This is a genomic window from Mesorhizobium sp. P2_A12, assembly GCF_056405075.1.
Genome location: NZ_JBFUCU010000026.1, coordinates 52332 through 74499 on the forward strand (window position 1 = coordinate 52332; position 22168 = coordinate 74499).

The following is a 22168-nucleotide window of genomic DNA, read 5'->3' on the forward strand; positions in this document are numbered from 1 at the left end:
GGCTACACCAGCTTGAGGCGGTCGAGGCCGAGGATACGGGCGAAGATGCCGAACAGCGCCAGCGTGAAGACGAGCAGGATGAAGCTGAGCGCCGCCGCCATCTCCCAGTTCAGCTCGACATTGACGTAGTTGGCGATGAAGTTGCTGATCAGCTGGTCGCTGGCGCCGCCGATCAGCGCCGGCGTGATGTAGTAGCCGAGGCAAAGGATGAAGGTGAGCAGACAGCCGGCCATGACGCCGGGAAAGACCTGAGGCAGGTAGACGCGCATGAAGGCGGTGAAAGGCTTAGCGCCGAGCGAATAGGCAGCCTTCATCTGCGACGGCTGGATGGTGCGCATGACGCTGTAGATCGGCAGCAGCGTGAACGGCAGCTGGATGTGGGTCATGGCGATGATCAGGCCGATGCGGCTGTACATCAGGTCGAGCCGGGCGTCAGCGACGCCGAGCCACAACAAAAGGTCGTTGACCAGGCCGAATTTCTGCAAGAGCACCGTCCAGGCGGCGGTGCGCACCAGGATCGATGTCCAGAATGGCAGCAACACCGCGACGATGAGGATGGCGGCAAGGCCTTTCGGCACGCTGGCGATGAGATAGGCCAGCGGAAAGCCGAGGATCAGCGTCGCCAGCGTCACCGCGGCGGCGACGAAGAACGTCCGCATGAACACCTGGAGGAAGATCGCCTGTTCGGGCGGCACACGCTCGATGCCGCCGTCATTGTTCCAGCGCAGGTCAAGCGCACTCATGAGATAGAACGAGGTGATGCTGTGCGTGCCATTGGCGATAGAAGGCCAGGTGCCGGGCTGCGACCAGAACGGCACGGATTTCATCACCTCGAGCGGCTGCTTGTCGCCGGCACCTTCCAATTGACGAACGGTTTTGAGCACCTGGCTGCGCGCGCCGGGCAGGCGTGCGTTCAGGCTCTTGGCAAGTTCATAGGCGGTGCCCTTGGCCTGGCTGCCCCTGAGGTCCGACGCCAGCGCTGCGAAGGCCGCGTCGTCGGGCAGGCCCTGGCCGTTCCAGCCGCTGAGCGCCTGCGTCGTCTGCGGCAAGGCATTGGCAATCGTCGGGTCGTAGACGGCACGCGACAGAAGCAGGACGATCGGAATGCCGAAGCTCAGCGCCAGGAGCACCAGCAGCGGCGCGGCCAGCGCCAGCGAGCGAAGCCGGTCGCCGAAATCGGCCCGGCGAAGCGCCCCCCCCAGGCGTTGAAGCGCTTGACCAGGTCCTCGCCATAGTCGCCCCAGAACTCGGTGTCGGCGACGAGGTAGGCGCCGGCCAGATGGTCGGGCGCGTTGGGCAATTTCGGCAAGGCATCGGCCGCGACGAAGGACGCCGCATCTGTGCGCACGGGCCCATAGGTGATGTAGCTGGCGAGCTTGGCGTTGTTTTCCGGCTGACTGATATAGGCCAGATATTTGTACGCCAGATCCGGGCTCTTGGCGCCCTTGGGAATGGCGATCATGTCGTATTCGAGGATCTGGTTGTTCCAGACGATCTTGAACGGCTTCTTGTCGGTGTCGATGGCGTTCTGGATGCGGCCGTTCCAGGCCGTCGTCATCACCACTTCCTGCGAGGCAAGAAGCTGTGCCGGCTGCGCGCCGGCATCCCACCAGACGATGTCCTTCTTGATCGTGTCGAGTTTCTTGAAGGCGCGGTCGACGCCTTCGGGCGTGCCCAGCACCTTGTAGACATCGGCCGGTGCGACGCCATCGGCCATCAGTGCCCATTCGAGGTTCTGCGCCGGGAATTTGCGCATCGCGCGCTTGCCCGGAAACTTCTTCGTGTCGAACAGGTCGAGCACCGAGGTCGGCGCCTCTTTCAGCACGGTCGGATCGTAAGCCAGGATGTCGCCATAGGCATCGAGGCCGACGCCGCAGTCGAGCGCCGACCCTTCGATGAACTTTTCGCGCGGCGCGATCTTGGAATAGTCGAGACGCTCGAGAATGCCGGCATCACAGCCCTGCAGCACGGTCGCGGTCTCCACCGTCACCAGGTCGATCGGCACGTTGCCGGTGTCGACCATGGCTTTGACCTTGCCGAGATCGCCGAGATATTCCTGCTCGACGATCTTGGTTCCGGTTTCCTTGCTGAACGGCTCGAACCACGCCTTGCGTTGCGCATCCTGCCAGGCGCCGCCGCTGGCCATGATCGACAGCTCGTCGGCGACGGCGGCATGTCCTATCGCCATCCAGGCGGTGGCCGCCGCGAGCGCGAGCAGCCGGGTCTTCGTGGTCTTCATCTGGTCTTACTCCCCTGTTGTTTTTGACTTCGATCCGCCCGTTCCGGCATCGGCCGGAAAGGCGCGGCAATCACCGAGCGTCCAGGAAACCATCACCGGCTCCCCATTCGCCATGGTCGCTTCCGGACCGACCTTGACGGTCAGCACTTGTCCATTTTCGAGCCTGGCCAGCAGCCTTTGGTGGTCGCCGAGATAGATGCGGCCATCGACCGTCGCCGCCAGCCTGTTTTCGGCGTGCCCGCCGGCTGCGAGGCTGAGCCGCTCGGGGCGGATGGCGACATGGCAGGCAGCACCATCCGCGACGCCGATGGCTTGCGCGGTGATTCCGCCGCCGCCATCCAGCGCGATGCGGCATTCCTTGCCGATCACCCTCTCGACCTTGCCCGCCAGCGTGTTGTTCTCGCCGATGAAGCTCGCCACGAACGAGCTCTGCGGCGTGTTGTAGAGATCGTCGGGTGAGCCGAGCTGGGCGATGCCGCCATTGTTGAAGACAGCGACGCGATCCGACATCGTCAGCGCCTCGCTCTGGTCGTGCGTGACATAGACGATGGTGACGCCGAGCATCGTGTGCAGCTGCTTGATCTCGAGCTGCATGTGTTCGCGCAGCTTCTTGTCGAGCGCGCCGAGCGGCTCGTCCATCAGCACCAGGCTCGGCTCGAACACCAGCGCGCGCGCCAGCGCCACGCGCTGCTGCTGGCCGCCGGAAAGCTGCGCCGGCCGCCGATCGCCGAACTGCTTGAGCCGCACCATGTCCAGCGCGCGGCTGACACGGGCACCAATGTCCGGTTTGTTGATCTTGCGCACGGAGAGCGGGAAGGCGACGTTTTCCTCCACGCTCATGTGCGGAAACAGCGCGTAGTTCTGGAACACCATGCCGATGTTGCGCTCATAGGGCGGCAGCCGGTCGACCGAGCGGCCTTCCAGCGTGATGACGCCGTTGGTCGGCCGCTCGAAACCGGCAAGCATGTTGAGCGTCGTCGTCTTGCCGGAGCCGGAGGGGCCGAGAAGGGTGAGGAACTCGCCGCGTGCGACACTGAGGTTCAGCCGCGTCACCGCGAAAGCGCGGCCATCATAGGATTTCTCGACGTCGACGAACTCGACGAATCCCCGGCGGCCGGCATCGGCGCTTGCTGCCTGACCGGCGCTTTCGATCAATCCGGGCGTCGCTTTGGCAATCACCGGCGGGAATCCACTACGCGGCCGGAAGACTCGCGAGTCGAAAGGAGCTGTTGCTTGTCGTGCATGTCGGGTCTCGCATGACGCTGGCCGAACAAGGGCGGCTATCCAAACTTGTATGCTCACACAATCTATGTCTGATGGACCATAGATGCAGACAAGTTTGCCCGTCAAGCGGCTTTTTACGTGATTGTGTGAGTTTTATGCAGTCATGTTTTGAAATTGAGGCCAGACAAGTGCTATTGTCCGGAGCATTGTCTTATGCTAGATGCGCCGGTAGTCAGATCGTATCAACCCACCGAAAGCCGCATGCTCCAAGACCTCCAACTCGCCTCGGATGAAGGTCCGGTCTATCGCCGCCTTGCCGATGCGATTGCCGAACGCATCGCTGCCGGCACGCTCGCCGTCGGCGACCGGCTGCCGCCGCAGCGCGAGATCGCTCGGGCGCTGGGCATCAACGTCACCACGGTGACGCGCGCGCTGTCGACGCTGCAGCAGCGCGGCCTGCTCGAAGCGCGGCCGGGGCGCGGCACCACGGTCGCGGCCCGCGACGCCGGCGAGAGGCCGGGCTTCGTCTCGGCGCCGAGCGACGACACCGGCGTCATCGACCTTTCCGTCAACCGGCCGGCCACATCCGCCTATCTCGACGCGCTGGCGCTGCTTATGCCGCGCCTGTCTAAGGACCGCTATTACCCGACCCTGCAGGACTACCATCCGCCCGAAGGGCCGCCATGGGCGAGGGCGGCGATCGCCGAATGGATGCGGCCGGTTGCCGGCGACGGCGATCCCGGCCGCGTGGTGCTGGCGGCCGGCGCCCAGCATGGGCTGGACTGCGTGCTCGGCGCGGTGACCAGGCAGGGCGAGGTCGTTCTCGCCGACGAGGTCACCTATCAGGGCATCAACGCGCTGTGCCGCGTGCATGGACTGGATCTCAGGGGCATCGGTATGGACCGCGGCGGCATGCGGCCCGACGCATTCGAGGCAGCCTGCGCGCAACAGCGCCCGCGGGCGGTGTTTCTGGTGCCGACGCTGCACAATCCAACCACGATCACGCTCAGCGAACAGCGCCGGCACGAACTGGTGGCGGTCGCCCGGCGTCACAATGTCCTCATCATCGAGGACGACGTCTATCGCCCGCTGGCGGACAATCCACCCCCATCGCTGGCCAGCATCGAGCCCGAGCTGACCGTCCATATCGGTGCCTTGTCGAAATGCCTGGCGCCAGGTCTGCGGCTTGGCTTCGTCATCGCGCCGCGCACCATAGCCGGCCAGGTCGCCGCGGCCTTGCGCATCAATTGCTGGAGCATCAGTCCGTTGACGGCGCTGATCGGCACGCGGCTGATCGAAGAAGGCACGGCCGCCCGCATCATCGAGGCCCAGAAGCAGGAACTGCGCCAGCGCCAGGCGCTGCTGAGCGAAATCCTCGGTCGCTACGATGTCCAGAGCCATGCCACCTCGACCCATGCCTGGCTGCGCCTTCCCGAGCCATGGCGCGGCGCCGGCTTCGCCCGCACCTGCCTGGAGCGCGGCGTGGCCGTCCTTCCGGGCGACGCCTTCGCGGTCGGCCGCGAACCGGTGCAGCACGGGGTGCGTATCAATGTCGGCGCCGCCCGTTCGCTGGACGATCTGCGCACCGGGCTGACGACGATGGCCGATCTGCTCGCTGCCGGCCATTTGCAACTGCCAGGCTTTGTTTAGGAACCCTAGATTGTCAGCTTCTTCCGAGACGGTCGAAATCGCCATCGTCGGCGCTGGTGTGGTCGGGCTGGCGACGGCGCTCCGTCTTGCCGCCGAGGGGCGCGAAGTCCTGCTCATTGATCCCAACGAGCCCGGTTCCGGCGCCTCGTTCGGCAATGCCGGCACGATCGCCGAATACGCCTGCATGCCGGTTGGCAATCCGGCCGTGCTGCGCGCGCTGCCGAAACTGCTGCTCGATCCCGACAGCCCGTTTTCGCTGCGCTGGCCGGCGCTGTTGCAACTGGCGCCATGGCTGGTCAGCTTTGTCAGACAATCGCTGCCGGCGACCACCCGTGCCAATGCGCAGGCGCTCGCTGGATTGCTCGCCGACGCCTTGCCGGCCTGGGAAGAAATGGTGACGGAGGCCGGTCTGGAGGACCTCTTGCGCCGCAATGGCTGCCTTTACCTCTATCGCCGCGAAAGCGATTTTGCCGCTGGGGCTGGCGGCCGGGCAATGCGCGCCGGATTTGGTGTCCACCAGAAGATTCTGACGCCAGATGAAGTGGCGGCACTTGAGCCCGGCCTGCCGGCAAGCGGGACGCCTGGCTTGTTCTTCCCGGATTCCACCAACGTCACCGATCCGAAGGCGGTGATGCAGCGGCTGTTCGGTGCAGCAATCGCCCGCGGTGCATCGGTAACACAAGCGACAATTACTGGTTTGCAGGTTGAGACCGGTGCTGTCCGGCTCAGCGGTGCCGGCTTCAGCATCAAGGCGGGTACGGTGGTGATCGCCGCCGGAGCACGGTCGCGCGCCCTGGCCGCCCTGGCGGGCAACGATGTCCCCCTCGAGACCGAGCGTGGCTATCATTTGGAATTCCAGACCGAAGCGCCGTTGCTGACCCGGCCTGTCTGTCCCGTCGATCTCGGTTTCTACATGACGCCGATGGCCGGCCGGCTGCGGATCGCCGGAACCGTCGAACTCGGCGGGCTTGCCGCGCCGCCAAATCCACGCCGGCTGGCACTGCTCGATCGCGGCGTCAGGCAATTCTTTCCCAAGCTAGGCTCACCTTCCTCGGAATGGCTCGGCTTTCGCCCGTCACTGCCGGATTCCCGGCCGGTTATCGGCCCTTCGCGCGGCAGCCCGCGCGTGATCCATGCGTTCGGCCATGGCCATCTCGGTCTGACGCTTGCCCCGATCACGGCGCGGCTGGTCGGTGAGTTGATCGGCGGACGCAGCGACCCGGCACGTCTCGCACCCTTTGCGGCGGATCGTTTCGGTCGCTGATCGACCGGATCAGAATCCGGCCGCTCGTTCCCGTTAGTGCGCGAAAACCTGCTCCAGCGAGCGAAAGCCCTTGAATTCCAGCGCATTGCCGGAGGGGTCGCGGATGAACAGCGTCGCCTGTTCGCCGGCCTCGCCCTTGAAGCGGACCATTGGCCGCTCCAGCCAGTCGATGTCGTCGCGCGCCTCCAGCCGCGTCGCCAGTCGCTGCCAGTCGTCCATCAAGAGCACGGCGCCGAAATGCGGGATCGGCACGACGATGCCGTCGACCTTGCCGTCGCTGGCGGCTGGCGTGGCCTGTGGCCGCAGATGCGCCGACATCTGGTGGCCGAAAAGGTCGAAATCGACCCAGGTCGCCGATGAGCGGCCGATGGCGCAGCCCAGCACCTCGCCATAGAAAACTCGGGTTTCATCGAGATCACGGACCGGGAAGGCGAGATGGAAAGGCGTCATCGAAAATGCTCCGAGCGGGCTGCGGGCCGGGTTACCATGCCTCGGTTGGCGATGTGAACCGTGAACCGATGCATTTTGATTGAAGCCTATGCCATTGCACAAGCCGGACCGGAACAATAGATGGTGGCTGCGGCCAAAGCTCGCCGCGCCAGCAGGATCACGCGCATGACCGATATTACAGATGCAGCAAAATTGACCGATCGCGTCGCGGCTTTGGTCGAAGCTGCCAAGAAGGCTGGCGCCGATGCCGCCGACGCGGTCGCCGTGCGCAGCCGCTCGACCGGTGTGTCGGTGCGGCTCGGCAAGGTCGAGGGTACCGAATCGGCCGAGAGCGAGGATGTCTCGCTGCGCGTCTTCGTCGATGGGCGGGTGGCCAGCGTCTCGGCAACCGCGGCATCCGATCCGGCAACCCTGGCCGGGCGTGCAGTGGCGATGGCGAAAGTGTCGCCGCAGGACCCCTATCAGGGGCTGGCCGACCCGGCATTGCTGGTGAAACAGACGCGCGATCTCGACCTGTTCGACGCCACCGAGGTGTCGGCCGATCAAATGAAGGATGCAGCACTTGCGGCGGAAGCGGCGGCCCTTGCCGTCAAGGGCGTGACCAATTCGGCCGGAGCCAGTGCCGGTGCCGGTCTCGGCGGCCTGGTGCTGGCCACCTCGCACGGCTTCCTCGGCCACTATGTCGGGTCGCGTTTCTCGCGCTCGGCCAGCGTCATTGCTGGCGAGGGCACCGGCATGGAGCGCGACTATGAATTCTCCTCGCGCCAGCATTTTGCCGATCTCGATGCGCCTGAAGACATCGGCCGCAAGGCCGGCGAACGTGCCGTGCGCCGCATCGGCGCGCGCAAGGCGGCGACCGGGCCGATCGACGTTGTGTTCGACCCGCGCGTCGCGCGCGGCATCGCCGGCCATCTTGCCGGCGCCATCAACGGTGCCTCGGTCGCGCGCAAGACCTCGTTCCTGCGCGACATGATGGGCAAGCAGGTGGCCGCCTCCGCGATCACCGTCACCGACGAGCCGCTCAGGCAGCGTGGCCAGGCCTCGCGTCCGTTCGATGGCGAAGGCATCGAGGGCGAGAAGCTGTTCATGGTCGAAAAAGGCGTGCTCAACCACTGGTTCCTGTCGACATCGGCCGCGCGCGAGCTTGGTCTCGTCACCAATGGGCGCGGTTCGCGCGGCGGCTCGTCCGTCTCGCCGTCCTCGACCAATCTCGCCATCGAACCGGGCGAACGGTCGCCCGAGGATCTGATCAAATCGCTCAAGACCGGCTTCTACGTCACCGAGGTGTTCGGCCAGGGCGTCGACATGGTCACCGGCGAATACAGCCGTGGCGCCTCCGGCTTCTGGATCGAAAATGGTGCGCTGGCCTATCCCGTCGCCGAGGTCACCATCGCCTCGAACCTGAAGACCATGTTCCTCAACATGGTGGCGGCTGATGACCTCGACCGCAATTTCGGCACCGCCGCCCCCACGCTTCTGATCGAAGGCATGACCCTTGCCGGAGCATGACCTGATCTCTGCCAGTGCTACCGAGGATTTGCCGTTGCTGCGCGATGCCGCCCGCGAGGCCGGGGTCATCGCCATGCGCTACTTCGGCAACAACCCGCAAGTCTGGATGAAGGGCGGCACATCGCCGGTCAGCGAAGCCGACCATGCCGCCGACGCCTATCTGCGCCAGACGCTGCTTGCGGCACGGCCCGACTATGGCTGGTTGTCGGAAGAAACGGCCGACGATCCGGTCCGGCTTTCGGCGCGCCGCACCTTCGTCGTCGACCCCATCGACGGCACGCGCGGCTTTCTGGAAGGCCAGCGCACCTGGTGCGTCAGCGTTGCCGTCGTCGAGCGTGGCCGCACGCTTGCCGGCGTGCTGGAATGCCCGGCGATGGATGAGACCTATTGGGCGCTGCCCGGAGAGGGCGCTTTCCGCAACGGCAAGCGCATCGCGGTGCGCAAGCTGGCGGATACGGCCGAGATTTCCGGGCTGAAGCAGTTGACCGACCTGATGCCTGCCGACTGGCAGGCGCGACTAAAGCGGGCGCCCTACAGCCCGTCGCTCGCCTATCGGCTGGCCATGATCGCCAATGGCGCGCTGGATGCCACTTTCGTCAAGCCGAACGCGCATGACTGGGATATTGCCGCCGCCGATCTCATTTTGCGCGAGGCCGGCGGCCAGTTGCTCGACCGGCATGGCCGCTCGCCGCTCTATGCCGGCGAGGTGACCCGCCACGGCGCGCTCGCCGCCGGCAGCGGTGAACTGCTGGCCGTGCTCGCCGCCGTCATTGCCGGGCTGGATGGGTGAAAGCGTTTTCGAAGGTTCCAAAGTCGACGGCTTTGGTCTAGACCTGTCACAAACTCACGATATGTGAAGGACCGACATGGCCGCGGAAGACGGAAAAAAGCAGCTTTTGCACCTGGTGTTTGGTGGCGAGCTGACGAAGCTTGGCGGCTCCGAGTTCCGCGATCTCGACGGGCTCGACATCGTCGGCATCTATCCGGATTATCAATCCGCGCACACGGCGTGGAAAGCCAAGGCGCAAGCCAGCGTGGACAATGCCCACATGCGTTATTTCGTCGTTCATCTGCACCGGCTGCTGGACCCCGACAACAAGGCTGTCGGTTGACCTCGATGGAGCAAGACCTGGCGAAAGAGCCAGCCACTGAACCCACGCCCGCGCGCAGGGGGCGCAGCCGCACGACCAAGGCTTTCTGGCGCAGGATTCGCGAACCGCTGGCGCAGTCGCGATTCGTCAAGAACGCCATCGCCAGCCTGTTCGCCCAGTTTGTGCGGTTGGTGCGCCTGACCAATCGCGTCGTCGATGGGTCGGCGCGGTTTTCGAGCAGCGCCTATGCCGAATTCGAGCCCGGCATCATCGCCCTGTGGCACGGCCAGCACCTGTTGACCCCAGCCTATTATCCCAGGCGCAAGCCGCTGGTCGCCATGGTCTCGCGCAGCGCCGATGCCGAGCTCAACGCGCTGATGCTGGGGAAATTCGGCATCGAGGCGGTGCGCGGTTCGGGCGGGCGTGAAAATGCCAGACATCTCGACAAGGGCGGGGCAAAGGCGCTCATCGCCCTGAAAAAGTCGCTCGCCGCCGGCAAGAACGTCGCCATGATTGCCGACATTCCCCACGGCACGCCGCGTGACGCGGGGCTTGGTATCGTTCTCCTGGCACGCCTCTCCGGCCGGCCTCTGCTGCCCGTCGCCATCACCACCAGCCGCCGCAAGGTGCTGGAGAAGAGCTGGGACAAGACGACCATCAACCTGCCGTTCGGCCGCTCGTCGATCGTCATCGGCGCGCCGATCTTTGTGCCGACCGGCGCCGACGAAGCCGAAATGGAGCGCAAGCGCCAGGAAATCACGGTCGCCCTCAACGCGGCGACCGCCGAGGCCTACCGTCTCGTGGATGGTCCGCGATGAGCGGTCGCTGGGCGCGAACCATGTTGACGGCATACCGTTTCGCCGGTGCCGCCGCCTATCCGCTGGTTGGGCCCTATGTCGCCTGGCGCACCTCGCGCGGCAAGGAAGACCGCAGCCGCCGCCGGGAGCGCTACGGCGTCGCCGGCCGACCGCGCCCCGAGGGGCCAATGATCTGGATCCATGCGGCGAGCGTCGGAGAGACCCTGGCCGTCGTGCCGCTGGTCGAAAGCATACTCGATTACGGCGTCAACATTGTGCTGACGACCGGCACGGTGACCTCGGCGCAGGTCGTCGACGAGCGCCTCGGCGATCGCATCATCCACCAATATGTTCCGCTCGACCTCAAGCCGGCGGTCAGCCGGTTTCTCGATCACTGGCAGCCGGATCTGGCGATCATCGCCGAATCCGAGATCTGGCCGATGACCATCCTCGAGCTTGGCGCGCGCCGCGTGCCGCAGGTGCTGGTCAATGGCAGGCTGTCCGACCGTTCGTTCACCTCGTGGAAGAAACGGGCCAACATCGCCGAGGCGCTGTTCGAGAATCTCGCTCATGTCGTTGCCCAGTCGGATGTCGATGGCGAGCGCTTCCTTGCGCTAGGCGCCCGCCCGGTGACCGTGTCGGGCAACCTCAAGGTCGATACCTTGCCGCCGCCTGTCGACGAACGGGTGCTGGCGACACTGCGGAGGCAAATCGGCGCCCGCCCGACCTGGGCGGCGATCTCGACCCATGATGGCGAGGAGGTGGTCGCCGCCGAGGTCCATGCGACGCTGCACAAACGCCATCATGGTCTTCTGACCATCGTCGTTCCGCGCCATCCCGATCGCGCCGAGGCGCTTGCGGCACAGATTTCGGGCATGGGCCTGTCGGTCGCGCGGCGCAGCACGGGCGACCGGATCGCCGCCGACACCGACATTCTGCTTGGCGACACGATCGGCGAGATGGGGCTCTATCTCCGGCTGACCGAAATCGCCTTTGTCGGCCGCTCGCTGACCTCGGAGGGTGGCCAGAACCCGCTCGAGCCGGCCATGCTCGATACGGCGGTTCTTGCCGGGCGCAATGTGCAGAACTTTCGTGAGGCCTACCAGCGCCTGCTCGACAGCGGCGGCGCCAAGCTGGTGCGCGATCGCGACATGCTGGCCGGCGCCGTCAATTTCCTGCTGACCAATGAAGTGGCGCGTCACGAGATGATGGCGGCGGGCGTGGCGACCGTCGACGAGATGCGCGGCGCGCTGGCGCGCACGCTGAAATCGCTCGAACCCTACATCCAGCCGCTGGTCATCAAGTCGCGCCTGAAGGGCGCGGGCGGGCGCTAAGGTGGCTTCCGAAGCACCACCATTCTGGTGGGAAAAGCCGGACTGGCGGGTCCTGGCACTGTCGCCGCTGTCGGCTATCTATGCGCTCGTCGCCGGCCGCGGCATGCGGCGCGCCCGGCGCGAGAAGATCGAGGCGCCGGTTTTGTGCATCGGCAACTTCACCGTTGGCGGCACCGGCAAGACGCCGGTGGCGATCGCCTTGGCCGAACAGGCCAAGCGCATGCAGCTCAAACCCGGTTTCCTGTCGCGCGGCCATGGCGGGTCGTTCGCCGAGCCGCATGTCGTCGACGCCCATCATGACAGCGCCAGGCATGTCGGCGACGAGCCGCTGCTCTTGGCCGAACACGCCCCGGTGGCGGTGACGCCGAACCGTGCCGCCGGCGCCCGGCTGCTGCTGGAAAGGCACGGCTGCGATTTCCTGATCATGGACGACGGCTTCCAGAGCGCGCGCATCCATATCGATTATGCGCTGGTGGTCGTCGACGCGCGCTATGGCATCGGCAATGGCCGCGTCATTCCGGGTGGTCCGCTCCGGGCCAGGATCGTCGACCAGCTGGTCTTCACCAGCGGGCTGTTGAAGATGGGCGAGGGCACCGCCGCCGATGCCGTGGTCCGCCAGGCGGCGCGCGCCGCCCGACCGATCTTCGAGGCCCACACCGAACCGAGCAGCAAGCAGGGGCTTGCTGGCAAGCGGTTCCTTGCCTTCGCCGGCATCGGCCATCCCGAAAAATTCTTCGACACGGTGCGCGAAGCCGGCGGCGAACTGGCCTTGACGCGACCGTTTCCGGACCACCATTTCTATGGCGAGGACGAGCTCGCCGAACTGGTAGCGACGGCGCGGGCCGAAGGGCTCGGCCTCATCACCACTGCCAAGGACGCCGCCCGGCTGCGCCACGGCGCCCCGCAGGACTTTCTCGGTCAGCTCGAGGTCCTGGAAATCGACACGGTTTTCGAGCTCGATCGCGTGCCCGAACGCATCATCGACGAAACGCTGGATGCCTGGCGCCAACGCAAGCTGAAGGGCTGACCTGTCGTCGTGAAGTGCGTTACCGGCTTGCGTAAACGACTTGCGCAAACATCAACGCCGGCTGCGTAGCTCCGGCTGCACTTCGATTTCGCGGCGCAGCGAAGCGGCGGCATTGATGTAGGGCTCCTGCCTGGCGACGCTCCAGTATTTCAACTCATCGAGCGGGATGCTTTCGCCGGTCACCGCGCAGCGCACGAAAGCGCCCGGGCTGGTAACCTGGAAGTCGCCATCGAGATAGCGGATACGGGCTTCCTTGCCGCCAGGGCCTTCGAAACGGTTCATCATGCAGCGGCGCCGAGATTCATGAGGATTTCATCGCCACAAATTGGCGGCTAGGTCAAGCATGTGACAAGCCCGAGACAATGCTGCCCCCTTATTCTTGGGCGGAAAAATGCTGTTGTCGGGGCACCATGGACATTTCCTCCGCTCGTCTTGCCGCCTTGCTCAGCGAAGCGATGATGCCGCAGGCCGTGCCGTCGGCAAAGGCCGATCCGGTCAAAACGGCACTGGTGAAGGCGCTGGTGGCGCCGCCGGCGCCTTCCGGCGCACCCGTGCGACCCGGGGCGACACCGACTTTGCCGGTGCTTTTTCCGGCCACTGCCGCAAAAGTGCAGCAGACCGCCCCAGCCGAGATGATGCAGGCCTATTTGGCAGTGGCGGAACCGGGCGGAGAAGCAGCCGGCGATGCCATACCGGTGGCCAATGCAGCGAGGAGGCCAACTGACGGCGAGACTGCGCAGCGTGGCTTGGCGCTGCCTTTGGCAACGGGCGATGAGGGTGCCCCGGTAAGGCCGGCTACCTTGCCATGGCTACCGCTTCTCGCATCCGAGTTGTTGCCGTTGCGACGCACCCCAGCCGGCAACGCCACGGCCAGGCGAGGGCGTGCAACCGCCGGGCCGAACGAAGCGGCCAAGCCTGAAAACAGGCGGACGAGTGTCGGGCTGATGTCGCTGACTGCCGGGCTGCTGGCCGCGGCGGTTGTCGGGTTCGTTCTGGTGGTGCTGCGCTAACCTTCAGCCTCGATAAAGGCTTCCATCTTTTCCGATGCAAGTCCTGCCTGCACCGCGATACGGCGCGCCAGTTCTGCCGCTGCCGCACGTGGCCGTCCCGTCGGCCGGTCGAGCCAATAGGACACCGGATTGAGCGCGGTACGCTCGTCGACGGCGGTAATGCGGCCCGATTTCAATTGATGCCCGGTCAGGGGTGGGCGCGCCAGCGCGATGCCGAGCCCATAGGCGGCGGCGTCGAGCACCAGATTGTAGTCCTCGAAGCGCCGATCCTGCGGGCGGGGGCGGTAATCCATGCCTTGCGCGGCAAACCAGGCACGCCAGGCCGAAGCATCGGAATCGTTGATCAGTGGAAATTTGAGCAGCCGGGCAGGGTCACCGCGGCCGATCTCGCCGGCAAGCTCGGGCGATGCGACGGGAAAAACATATTCCTCGAAAAGCTGCACCGAGACGCGACCCGGAATGCCGCCGCGTCCACAGCGGATCGACAGATCGATGCCCTCATCGGCAAGGTCGGCCTGGCGGATATCGACGTCGAGCACGATGCGCAGCTTGGAAGGATTGTTCTCCAGCGCCGCCATGCGCGGCATCAGCCACAGCCCGCTGACCGAAGGGATCGAGGTCAGCCGCACCACCGCGGTGCCGCGCGGCTCGACCCAGCGGTCGGAATGGGTCGATATCAGCGCGAAAGCTTCCGCCGTGCGCAGATGCAGGCGGTTGCCTTCGATCGTCAGCGAGACACCGCGCGCGCCGCGATCGAACACTTTCAGCCCAAGCCAATCCTCGAGCTTGGCGATCTGCCGGCTGACCGCGCCGTGGGTGATGTTGAGCTTTTCAGCTGCCGCCGAAAAGCTGCCCGTCCGCGCCGCCGCGTCGAAGGCGCGCAGCGTTTCGAGAGGCACCATTGTGTCTGAGCTGTGATCCATAGTCACAGCTGATCCTCGATTTGGTCGTTTGTCAACCGGCCCGAAAAGGCGTTTTCTGCATTTCAGGGGACCGGCAACACGAGGACTGTGAGATGAGCGCAATGACCAGCACGTTGAATCCGACACAACGGATGGACACCACGGCAGCCATCGCGGTGGCGCTGACAGTGGTCGGCTGGGCCTCCGCCTTTCCAGCTATCCGTGCCGGTCTTGCCGCCTTCGGGCCGCTGGAACTCGGCGCGCTGCGCTTTGCCATCGCCGCGGTGCCGGCGGCGATCTTCCTCGCCGTCAAGCGTCCGGCGCTGCCCAGGCTGGACGAATTGTGGCGCCTGGCCTTTGGCGGCGCCATTTTCGTGGCGCTGTACACGGCGATGCTCAATTTCGGCGAACTGACCGTCTCGGCCGGCGCTGCCGGCTTCATCATCAATGTCAGCCCGATCTTCACCGCCATCATGGCGATGGCGCTGCTTGGCGAACGCTTCTCCGGCATGGCATGGGTTGGCACCGCCATTTCCTTCGCCGGCATCGGCATTATCGCCATCGGCGACGGAGATGGCCTGCATTTCGACGCCGGGGCGCTGCTGGTGCTGGGTTCGGCGCTGTGCTCGGCCGTCAACACCATCGTCCAGAAGCCGCTCTTCGCCCGCCACCACCCGCTGACCATTTCGGCGTCGAACATGATACTTGGCGCGCTTTGCCTGGCACCCTTCCTGCCGAGCGGCCTCGCGCAGGCAGCGGTTGCCGACACAGCCGGCCTTGGCGCCGTGATCTTTCTCGGCATCGTGCCCAGCCTGATCGCCTATGCCGCCTGGGCGACCGCGCTGTCGCGCCTGCCGGCCGCACGTGCATCGAACTTCCTTTATCTGGTTTCGCCCATGTCCGCCCTGATCGGCTTCTTCTGGCTGGGTGAAGTGCCGACGCTGCTCGGCATGCTCGGCGGCGCACTGGCGCTGGGCGGCGTCATCGTGGTGAATTTGAAGAGATGAATCAGACAGTTATAAGGATTACTTGAATCGAAAAGGGCCGCTGAAAAGTGGCCCTTTTCGTACCGCCAATCCACTTACCGCCGCCCGAACAGCCTCTCGATATCCGCGAGCTTGAGCTCGATATAGGTCGGGCGGCCGTGGTTGCAGGTGCCGGAGCCGGGTGTCGCCTCCATCTGCCTTAGCAACGCATTCATCTCCTCGGCCTTGAGCAGTCGGCCGGAGCGTACCGAGCCATGGCAGGCCATGGTTGCCGCGATCTTGTCCAGCCGCTCCTTCAGCGTGTCGACGGTGTCATTGTCGGCGATCTCGTCGGCAAGATCGCGCACCAGTTGCTGGACATTGGTCTCGCCTAGCATCGACGGCGTCTCGCGCACGGCGACCGCACCCGGGCCGAAACGCTCGACGCCAAGTCCAAAGCGGGCCAGCGTCTCGGAATGCATCGCCAGCCGTTCGGCGTCTTCTTCCGGCAGGTCGACGATTTCCGGCAGCAGCAGCATCTGTGATGGCACCGCGCGCGAATGCAGCGCGTTCTTCAGCGCCTCATAGACCAGCCGCTCATGTGCCGCATGCTGGTCGACGATGATCAGCGAATCCCTGGTCTGCGCCACGATGTAGTTTTCATGCACCTGCGCGCGTGCCGCCCCCAGCACCGCGCCAAGCAGCGTCCCGGCCGCCTCGCTCTGCGCGGCGCGTGCATCGGCGCTGGCGAGCGGGCCGGCATCGAATGCTGCCTGCTCGTTTTCGCCCAAGCCGCGTTGACCGGGGCCCTCGAAACCCGCCCTTTCGAACCCCATGTCGAGCGGCCGCTGCGGCGAGCGCGCCGGATCGAAGCCGGCTGAGTTGGAGGCATGGTATGAAGCCTCGTAGCTGCGATGGCCGTTTGCGGGCCCGCCATGGCCGTAGGATGCCGCACCGGGCCGGAACGCCGCCATCATGCCGGCCGCCCCCGTGGTGGCGGCGCGGATGCCGGCATCGGCTAGCGCTTGCCGAATGGCGCCGACGATCAACCCGCGCACCAGTCCGGGATCGCGGAAGCGGACGTCGGCCTTGGCGGGATGAACGTTGACGTCGACGATGGCCGGATCGAGCGTCAGGAACAGCACCGTCACCGCATGGCGGTCGCGCGGCAGGACGTCGGCGAAGGCGCCGCGAATGGCGCCGGCAATCAGCTTGTCACGCACCGGGCGGCCATTGACATAGGCATATTGCTGCAGCGCGTTGGCGCGGGTGAAGGACGGGATCGACACGTGACCGGTCAGATGCACGCCTTCGCGCATCGCGTCGATGGCAATGGAATTGTCCGGAAACTCGGCGCCCATCACCTGGGCGACGCGGCGCAGGCTGCCTTCCGCGCTGTCGTCTGTCGCCGGCAATTCCAGTGTCGAGCGGTCGGAGCCAGCCAGCGTGAAGCGTACGGCGGGGAAGGCGATGGCGATGCGCTTGACCACGTCGCTGGTGGCAGAGCTTTCGGCGCGTTCGCCCTTCATGAATTTGAGCCTGGCCGGCGTGGCGAAGAACAGGTCGCGCACCTCGACCGTGGTGCCGCGGTTGGCCGCCGCCGGCCTGACGGGTAGGACGCGGCCGCCCTCGATGCCGATCTCGGCGGCACTGTCACTTTTTGCTGTCCGCGAACGGATCGACAGCCGCGACACCGAGCCGATCGACGGCAGCGCCTCGCCGCGAAAGCCGAGCGAACGAATGTCGTTGATGTCCTCGGTGAGCTTGGAGGTGCAGTGACGCGCAATCGCCAGCGCCAGCTCTGGTTCGGGAATGCCGGAGCCGTCGTCGGTGACACGGATCAGGTTCAACCCGCCGCCGGCGGTCACGATCTCTACCTTGCCGGCACCGGCGTCGAGCGCATTCTCGACCAGTTCCTTGACCACGCTTGCCGGACGCTCGATGACTTCGCCGGCGGCGATCTGGTTGATCATCGTTTCGGAAAGCTGGCGAATGGGCATGGAGATATTATAGGCGGATTCGGAACCGATGCGGAAGCTTTCGATGCCGGCGGGACAGAGAGGGGTGGGAAGCGGTCTTCATTGGCCTTGCAAAATTCAGCCCCTCTCACGCCTGCGCCACCAGCCAATCCCTCACCTTGCGCGCATTGTCGCTGAGCTCGCGGTTCTTTGACCAGATGACGTAGAATCCGATGCCAGTCCTCAGCACATGGTCCGTCACCGGCACCAACAGGCCTGATGCCACGAGGCGCTCGACGAGATGCCGCCAGCCGAGCGAGATGCCTTGTCCCTCCATGACCGCCTGAATCACCAAGGCATAATCATTGATGCGCAACCCGCGCTCGGCATTACGGAGGCTGGTTCCGGCTGCCGCGAACCATTCGTCCCAGTTCGGGGCCTCGCGGTAGGGCTCCTCGAGATGGATGAGCCGATGCATGGCAAGTTCGGCGACAGTCTCTGGCAGCCCAAACTTCGCCAGATAGCTGGGGCCCGCGACCGGGAAGATCTCCTCGTCTGCAAGCAACAGCGAATGATAGTCCGGCCAGTCACGCGGCACGCCGCCGCGCACGCCGAGCGGGATGCCCTCGGCGATGATGTCGAGGTCGCGGTCGGCGGTCTGGATACGCAGATCAACTCCCGGCAGTTCGTCGCGGAATTGCTGTAGGCGCGGCATCATCCAGAACGAGCCAAAGGCGGTCGAGGCGGCCATCGTCACATGGCCGCCGGTCGCCTGCAGGCGCAGATCCTCCGCCGACTTGCGGATATGCGACAGCCCGAGCGAGACGTCGGCGTGGAAGCGCTCGCCGGCCTCCGTCAGGAGAACCTGGCGATGGCGGCGCTGGAAGAGCTTGGCGCCGAGCTGTTCCTCCAGCCCGCGCACCGCATAGGAGACAGCAGCCTGCGTCATGCCGAGCTCTCGCCCGGCGGCGGTGAAACTCGAAAGCCGCCCGGCCGCCTCGAAGACGATCAGGCTGCCGGCGGAGGGCAGCAGGTGGCGCAGGCTTCGCATAAGGAGAGTTTATACAAGAGATCAGGATTTTCCAGCGTCACAGCTATATTCCGTCTCGCTAAGTTGACGGGCTGTTGGAGGGATGAGTTGCCATGAATGAACCGGCCGTTGCAGTGACCGAACAAGCCAACCGCAGAAGCGGCGGTCGCCTGGGGCGCAAGGCGATACGTGGCGCTCCCATAGCCTCGTTTCCTACGCTGGTGCGCCAGATCCCCGCCTATCAGATGGTGCCTGACGAGGCGGTGGAGTTGATCCACCAGGAATCGCTCTTGATCCTCGAAGAGGTCGGCTGCGAATTCCGCGACGATGAGGCGATCGCCCTGTGGAAGGCCGCCGGAGCCGATGTATCCGAGACGCGTGTCCGCATCGACCGTGCGCTCTTGATGGAGTTGGTCTCGAAGGTCCCGCCGGAATTCACCCTCAATGCTCGCAATCCCGAGCGTACCGTCCGCGTCGGCGGCAAGAATTCCATCTTCGTGCCGATGTATGGTGCGCCCTATGTACGCGACCTCGACAACAACAGGCGCTACGGCTCGCTCGCCGACCTCAACAATTTCCACAAGCTCGCCTACATGGCGCCGGCGCTGCACTCGTCGAGCTCGGTCATCTGCGAGCCGATGGAAATTGCAGTGCCCAAGCGTCACCTCCATATCATCCATTCGGCGCTGAAGCACTCCGACAAGCCGTTCATGGGCATCGTCACTTCGAAAGAACGCGCCGAAGACACGATGGCGATGGCCGGCATCGTGTTCGGCGAAGAGTTCGTCCGCGACAACCCGGTGCTGGTGTCGATCACCAATTGCAACTCGCCGCTGGTGTGGGACGCCACCATGCTGGACGCCATGAAGATCTATGCGCGCAACAACCAGCCGTTGATCCTGGCGCCCTTCGCGCTGTGCGGCGCCTCGACCTCTGCCTCCGCCGTCGGCGCGGTGGCGCAGGTCAATGCAGAAGCACTCGCTGGCGTCGCCTTCACGCAGCTCTTGCGTCCGGGGTCGCCGCAGATCTACGGCCAGTTCATGGTCACGGTCGACATGAAGACCGGGGCGCCGATGGGCGGCACGCCGGAGGCCGCCCAGATGATGTACCTGATGGGCGCGCTGGCGCGGAAATACCGGCTACCTTGGCGCACGTCCGGCTTCCATGTCGGCTCGAAGCTCAACGACGCCCAGGCCGGCTACGAGGCGAACATGCTGATGCACGCCGCCATCCTCGCCGGGGCCAACTACATCTGGCACTCGGCCGGATGGCTGGAGGCGGGGCTCACCTGCGGCTATTCGAAATTCGCCACCGACTGCGAGCAGCTTATCGGCTGGTACAAATATGCAGGCGGCCTTCCGTTCGACGATTTCAAGGAAGCGATGGCGGCGATCCGCGAGGTGGGGCCGCAGGGCCATTTCCTCGGCACCCAGCACACGCTCGAACATTTCGAGTCCGCTTTCTTCATGCCCACCATCATGGACTTCAATTCGTACGAACAGTGGAAGGCCGAGGGCGCGAAGGACCACGACACGCGCGGCCGCGAGAAGGCGCGCAACATGCTGGCCGACTATGAGGAGCCGAAACTCGACGAGGGCATCGCCGAGGGTCTCAAGGATTTGATCGCGCGGCGTGAGGAAAAACTGCCGGACAGCGTTAGTTGATGTGACAGGCGAAGACCTGAACAACCAAGGGAGGAAAACATGACGCTCTTCAGAAGCAATGGCGACCGTGTGCCGGGCGCTATCGAGGCAATGGCGAAAGAGACGCGTGCAGGCCATATGGACCGGCGCGAATTCCTGGCGCTGGCCAGCGCATTCGGCGCATCGACGGCTTTCGCCTACAGCATGATCGGCCTTGCCGCGCCGACTAAAGCCCTGGCCGATGAACCGAAAAAGGGCGGAACGCTGCGTGTCGCGATGTCGGTCAAGGCGCAGAAGGATCCGCGCACCTATGACTGGACCGAGATGGCAAACGTCACCCGTTGCTGGCTGGAGCCGCTCGTCCGCTACACGCACGAGTTCACTTTCGAGCCGGTCCTGCTCGAAAGCTGGGACGTCAATGACGACGCCACCGAATACACACTGCATCTGCGCAAAGGCATCACCTGGAACAATGGTGATGCCTTCAACGCCGATGACGTGGTCTCCAACCTGAACCGCTGGTGCGAGAAGGGTGCTTCCGGTAATTCCATGGCGGCACGCGTCGGCGCGCTGATCGACACAAAGACCGGCAAGGCCAAGGATGGCGCCATCACCAAGGTCGATGACCTCACGGTCAAGCTGAAGCTGTCTGAACCCGACGTCGCGATCATACCGGGCTTCACCGACTATCCGGCGCTGGTCGTGCATCGCGACTTCGACAAGGATGGCGCCGACCCGATCAAGAAGCCAATCGGCACCGGACCTTTCGAACTGGTGTCCTATGCAGTGGGTACGAAGGCGGTCGTCAAGCGTCGCGAGAACGGCAAGTGGTGGGGTGGCGAAACGCCGCTCGACGGTGTCGAGTTCATCGACTACGGCACCGACTTCAACGCCACGCTGAATGCTTTCGAATCCGGCGAGATCGACCTCGATTTCGAAACGCCGGCCGACTTCATCGAGGCCCTCGATAAGATGGATCTGGTGAAATCGGAGGTCGCGACGGCGACCACGCTCGTTGCCCGCACCAACATCACCCACAAGCCCTATGACGACCAGCGGGTGCGCAATGCGCTCCAGATGGCCGTCGACAACAATGCCGTCATGCAGCTCGGCTACGCCGGGCTCGGCACGGTCGGCGAGAACCACCACGTCGCCCCGATCCATCCCGAATACTATCCGCTGCCCAAGAAGACACGCGATGCCGCCGCCGCCAAGAAGCTGATGGCGGATGCCGGGCAGGCCGACTTCGAGCACGAACTGATCACCGTCGAGGACGAATGGCAGAAGAACACTGGCGATGCGATCGCCGGCCAATTGCGCGATGCCGGCATCAAGGTGAAGCGTACGGTGCTGCCGGGCTCGACCTTCTGGAACGACTGGACGAAGTATCCGTACTCGATGACCATCTGGTACATGCGGCCGCTGGGCGTCCAGGTGCTGGCGCTCGGCTACCGCTCGGGCGAGGCCTGGAACGAAACGGCCTATGCCAACCCGGATTTCGACGCCAAGCTGAAGCAGGCGCTTTCGCTGGCCGATCCTGCCAAGCGCAAGGAGGTGATGAAGGACGTCGAGCAGATCCTGCAGGATTCCGGCGTCATCATCCAGCCGTTCTGGCAGAAGCTCTACTGCCACATGAGCAAGAAGGTGAAGAACTACGGAATGCACCAGACCTACGAAATGGACTTCCAGAACGTTTGGCTGGACGCCTGATTTAACTCCCGAGACGTGCAAGCAATGCCGCCGGCACCTATGACAAAAGGTGCCGGCGGCCCGTAAATCACTGACAAGCAATTGGCGCAGGCAAAATGTCCGACGACGAGATCATCCTTTCCGAACTTTCCGACGACGAGTTGGTGCAGCAGATGCACGACGATCTCTATGACGGGCTGAAGGAAGAGATCGAGGAAGGCACCAACATCCTGCTCGAGCGCGGCTGGGCGCCTTACAAGGTGCTGACCGAGGCGCTGGTCGAAGGCATGCGCATCGTCGGCGAGGATTTTCGCGACGGCATCCTGTTCGTTCCCGAAGTGCTGTTGTCGGCCAATGCGATGAAGGCCGGCATGTTCATCCTGCGT

General features: G+C 64.8%; 21 protein-coding genes. 13 read left to right on the forward strand and 8 right to left on the reverse strand.

Annotated features, from left to right (window positions below; genetic code table 11):
* Positions 1-2: 2 nt before the first annotated feature.
* From AC1DZU_RS31810 to AC1DZU_RS31820, 3 genes are read right to left on the reverse strand one after another with little or no spacing between them, the layout of a single operon-like run.
* Positions 3-1202 (reverse strand): ABC transporter permease, encoded by a 1200-nt coding sequence (locus tag AC1DZU_RS31810; RefSeq protein ID WP_477290950.1) that lies wholly within the window; start codon positions 1200-1202, stop codon positions 3-5.
* Positions 1115-2239: an ABC transporter substrate-binding protein gene (locus tag AC1DZU_RS31815; protein WP_477290913.1), complete on the reverse strand. Its 1125-nt coding sequence runs from the start codon at positions 2237-2239 to the stop codon at positions 1115-1117. Before AC1DZU_RS31815 ends, AC1DZU_RS31810 begins: the two co-directional genes overlap by 88 nt.
* Positions 2240-2245: 6 nt before the next feature.
* Entirely contained in the window at positions 2246-3418 is a 1173-nt protein-coding gene (locus AC1DZU_RS31820; protein WP_477290915.1) for an ABC transporter ATP-binding protein, read from the reverse strand.
* Positions 3419-3724: 306 nt separating this feature from the next.
* On the opposite strand from AC1DZU_RS31820, the gene AC1DZU_RS31825 reads away from it, so the two are divergent.
* Complete coding sequence (locus AC1DZU_RS31825; protein ID WP_477290917.1) at positions 3725-5113, forward strand: aminotransferase-like domain-containing protein; 1389 nt, start codon at positions 3725-3727, stop codon at positions 5111-5113.
* A 10-nt stretch (positions 5114-5123) separates the two neighbouring features.
* Complete coding sequence (locus AC1DZU_RS31830; protein ID WP_477290919.1) at positions 5124-6377, forward strand: NAD(P)/FAD-dependent oxidoreductase; 1254 nt, start codon at positions 5124-5126, stop codon at positions 6375-6377.
* A gap of 33 nt (positions 6378-6410) precedes the next feature.
* Here the strand turns inward: AC1DZU_RS31830 and AC1DZU_RS31835 are convergent, their stop codons facing one another.
* Positions 6411-6827 carry a VOC family protein gene (locus AC1DZU_RS31835; protein WP_477290921.1) on the reverse strand — a complete coding sequence of 139 codons (417 nt, stop codon included), beginning with the start codon at positions 6825-6827 and terminating at the stop codon, positions 6411-6413.
* Positions 6828-6992: 165 nt separating this feature from the next.
* Between AC1DZU_RS31835 and AC1DZU_RS31840 the strand changes: the two genes are divergently transcribed.
* The 6 genes from AC1DZU_RS31840 to lpxK all read left to right on the forward strand — a co-directional run bounded on the left by AC1DZU_RS31840 (position 6993) and on the right by lpxK (position 12585).
* The gene (locus AC1DZU_RS31840; RefSeq protein WP_477290923.1) at positions 6993-8336 is read left to right on the forward strand and encodes a TldD/PmbA family protein; all 1344 of its coding nucleotides are present in this window, start codon (positions 6993-6995) and stop codon (positions 8334-8336) included.
* Positions 8323-9126, forward strand: a complete 804-nt coding sequence (locus AC1DZU_RS31845; protein WP_477290925.1) for a 3'(2'),5'-bisphosphate nucleotidase CysQ — start codon at positions 8323-8325, stop codon at positions 9124-9126. The genes AC1DZU_RS31840 and AC1DZU_RS31845 overlap by 14 nt, the downstream gene beginning before the upstream one ends.
* 76 nt (positions 9127-9202) lie before the next feature.
* Positions 9203-9448: a DUF4170 domain-containing protein gene (locus tag AC1DZU_RS31850; RefSeq protein ID WP_457151737.1), complete on the forward strand. Its 246-nt coding sequence runs from the start codon at positions 9203-9205 to the stop codon at positions 9446-9448.
* A 5-nt stretch (positions 9449-9453) separates the two neighbouring features.
* Complete coding sequence (locus AC1DZU_RS31855) at positions 9454-10245, forward strand: lysophospholipid acyltransferase family protein (RefSeq protein WP_477290928.1); 792 nt, start codon at positions 9454-9456, stop codon at positions 10243-10245.
* Positions 10242-11558 carry a lipid IV(A) 3-deoxy-D-manno-octulosonic acid transferase gene (waaA, locus tag AC1DZU_RS31860; protein WP_477290930.1) on the forward strand — a complete coding sequence of 439 codons (1317 nt, stop codon included), beginning with the start codon at positions 10242-10244 and terminating at the stop codon, positions 11556-11558. The genes AC1DZU_RS31855 and waaA overlap by 4 nt, the downstream gene beginning before the upstream one ends.
* 1 nt (position 11559) lies before the next feature.
* Positions 11560-12585 carry a tetraacyldisaccharide 4'-kinase gene (gene lpxK, locus AC1DZU_RS31865; protein WP_477290932.1) on the forward strand — a complete coding sequence of 342 codons (1026 nt, stop codon included), beginning with the start codon at positions 11560-11562 and terminating at the stop codon, positions 12583-12585.
* A 51-nt stretch (positions 12586-12636) separates the two neighbouring features.
* On the opposite strand, the gene AC1DZU_RS31870 is transcribed toward lpxK, so the two are convergent.
* A complete protein-coding gene (locus tag AC1DZU_RS31870) occupies positions 12637-12870 on the reverse strand; it encodes a DUF2093 domain-containing protein (protein WP_095085946.1) in 234 nt (77 codons plus the stop codon).
* 125 nt (positions 12871-12995) lie between these two features.
* Here AC1DZU_RS31870 and AC1DZU_RS31875 point away from each other — a divergent pair, with 125 nt between their 5' ends.
* Entirely contained in the window at positions 12996-13595 is a 600-nt protein-coding gene (locus AC1DZU_RS31875) for a hypothetical protein (RefSeq protein ID WP_477290934.1), read from the forward strand.
* Here the strand turns inward: AC1DZU_RS31875 and AC1DZU_RS31880 are convergent.
* Positions 13592-14518, reverse strand: a complete 927-nt coding sequence (locus tag AC1DZU_RS31880) for a LysR family transcriptional regulator (RefSeq protein ID WP_477290936.1) — start codon at positions 14516-14518, stop codon at positions 13592-13594. The two genes, AC1DZU_RS31875 and AC1DZU_RS31880, sit on opposite strands and share 4 nt — an antisense overlap.
* 92 nt (positions 14519-14610) lie before the next feature.
* On the opposite strand from AC1DZU_RS31880, the gene AC1DZU_RS31885 reads away from it, so the two are divergent.
* Entirely contained in the window at positions 14611-15504 is an 894-nt protein-coding gene (locus AC1DZU_RS31885) for a DMT family transporter (protein ID WP_477290938.1), read from the forward strand.
* 74 nt (positions 15505-15578) lie between these two features.
* Here AC1DZU_RS31885 and mutL read toward each other — a convergent pair whose 3' ends face one another.
* Both mutL and AC1DZU_RS31895 read right to left on the reverse strand, forming a co-directional pair.
* Positions 15579-17462 carry a DNA mismatch repair endonuclease MutL gene (gene mutL, locus AC1DZU_RS31890; RefSeq protein WP_477290940.1) on the reverse strand — a complete coding sequence of 628 codons (1884 nt, stop codon included), beginning with the start codon at positions 17460-17462 and terminating at the stop codon, positions 15579-15581.
* Between the two features lie 106 nt (positions 17463-17568).
* Positions 17569-18471: a LysR substrate-binding domain-containing protein gene (locus tag AC1DZU_RS31895; RefSeq protein WP_477290942.1), complete on the reverse strand. Its 903-nt coding sequence runs from the start codon at positions 18469-18471 to the stop codon at positions 17569-17571.
* Positions 18472-18563: 92 nt separating this feature from the next.
* On the opposite strand from AC1DZU_RS31895, the gene AC1DZU_RS31900 reads away from it, so the two are divergent.
* The 3 genes from AC1DZU_RS31900 to AC1DZU_RS31910 all read left to right on the forward strand — a co-directional run.
* On the forward strand, positions 18564-20114 hold the full coding sequence (locus tag AC1DZU_RS31900) for a trimethylamine methyltransferase family protein (RefSeq protein WP_477290944.1): 1551 nt from the start codon (positions 18564-18566) through the stop codon (positions 20112-20114).
* A 39-nt stretch (positions 20115-20153) separates the two neighbouring features.
* A complete protein-coding gene (locus AC1DZU_RS31905; protein WP_477290946.1) occupies positions 20154-21803 on the forward strand; it encodes an ABC transporter substrate-binding protein in 1650 nt (549 codons plus the stop codon).
* Positions 21804-21898: 95 nt separating this feature from the next.
* Positions 21899-22168 (forward strand): B12-binding domain-containing protein (locus AC1DZU_RS31910; protein WP_477290948.1); only part of this gene is annotated, 270 nt, incomplete at its 3' end.

Coding starts and splice junctions, on each gene's coding strand:
- AC1DZU_RS31855 (WP_477290928.1), top strand. CDS start 9,454: ATGGAGCAAGACCTGGCGAAAGAGCCAGCCACTGAACCCACGCCCGCG.
- AC1DZU_RS31850 (WP_457151737.1), top strand. CDS start 9,203: ATGGCCGCGGAAGACGGAAAAAAGCAGCTTTTGCACCTGGTGTTTGGT.
- mutL (WP_477290940.1), bottom strand. CDS start 17,462: ATGCCCATTCGCCAGCTTTCCGAAACGATGATCAACCAGATCGCCGCC.
- waaA (WP_477290930.1), top strand. CDS start 10,242: ATGAGCGGTCGCTGGGCGCGAACCATGTTGACGGCATACCGTTTCGCC.
- AC1DZU_RS31875 (WP_477290934.1), top strand. CDS start 12,996: ATGGACATTTCCTCCGCTCGTCTTGCCGCCTTGCTCAGCGAAGCGATG.
- AC1DZU_RS31815 (WP_477290913.1), bottom strand. CDS start 2,239: ATGAAGACCACGAAGACCCGGCTGCTCGCGCTCGCGGCGGCCACCGCC.
- AC1DZU_RS31885 (WP_477290938.1), top strand. CDS start 14,611: ATGAGCGCAATGACCAGCACGTTGAATCCGACACAACGGATGGACACC.
- AC1DZU_RS31895 (WP_477290942.1), bottom strand. CDS start 18,471: ATGCGAAGCCTGCGCCACCTGCTGCCCTCCGCCGGCAGCCTGATCGTC.
- AC1DZU_RS31840 (WP_477290923.1), top strand. CDS start 6,993: ATGACCGATATTACAGATGCAGCAAAATTGACCGATCGCGTCGCGGCT.
- AC1DZU_RS31880 (WP_477290936.1), bottom strand. CDS start 14,518: ATGGATCACAGCTCAGACACAATGGTGCCTCTCGAAACGCTGCGCGCC.
- AC1DZU_RS31870 (WP_095085946.1), bottom strand. CDS start 12,870: ATGATGAACCGTTTCGAAGGCCCTGGCGGCAAGGAAGCCCGTATCCGC.
- AC1DZU_RS31900 (WP_477290944.1), top strand. CDS start 18,564: ATGAATGAACCGGCCGTTGCAGTGACCGAACAAGCCAACCGCAGAAGC.
- AC1DZU_RS31835 (WP_477290921.1), bottom strand. CDS start 6,827: ATGACGCCTTTCCATCTCGCCTTCCCGGTCCGTGATCTCGATGAAACC.
- AC1DZU_RS31825 (WP_477290917.1), top strand. CDS start 3,725: ATGCTCCAAGACCTCCAACTCGCCTCGGATGAAGGTCCGGTCTATCGC.
- AC1DZU_RS31905 (WP_477290946.1), top strand. CDS start 20,154: ATGACGCTCTTCAGAAGCAATGGCGACCGTGTGCCGGGCGCTATCGAG.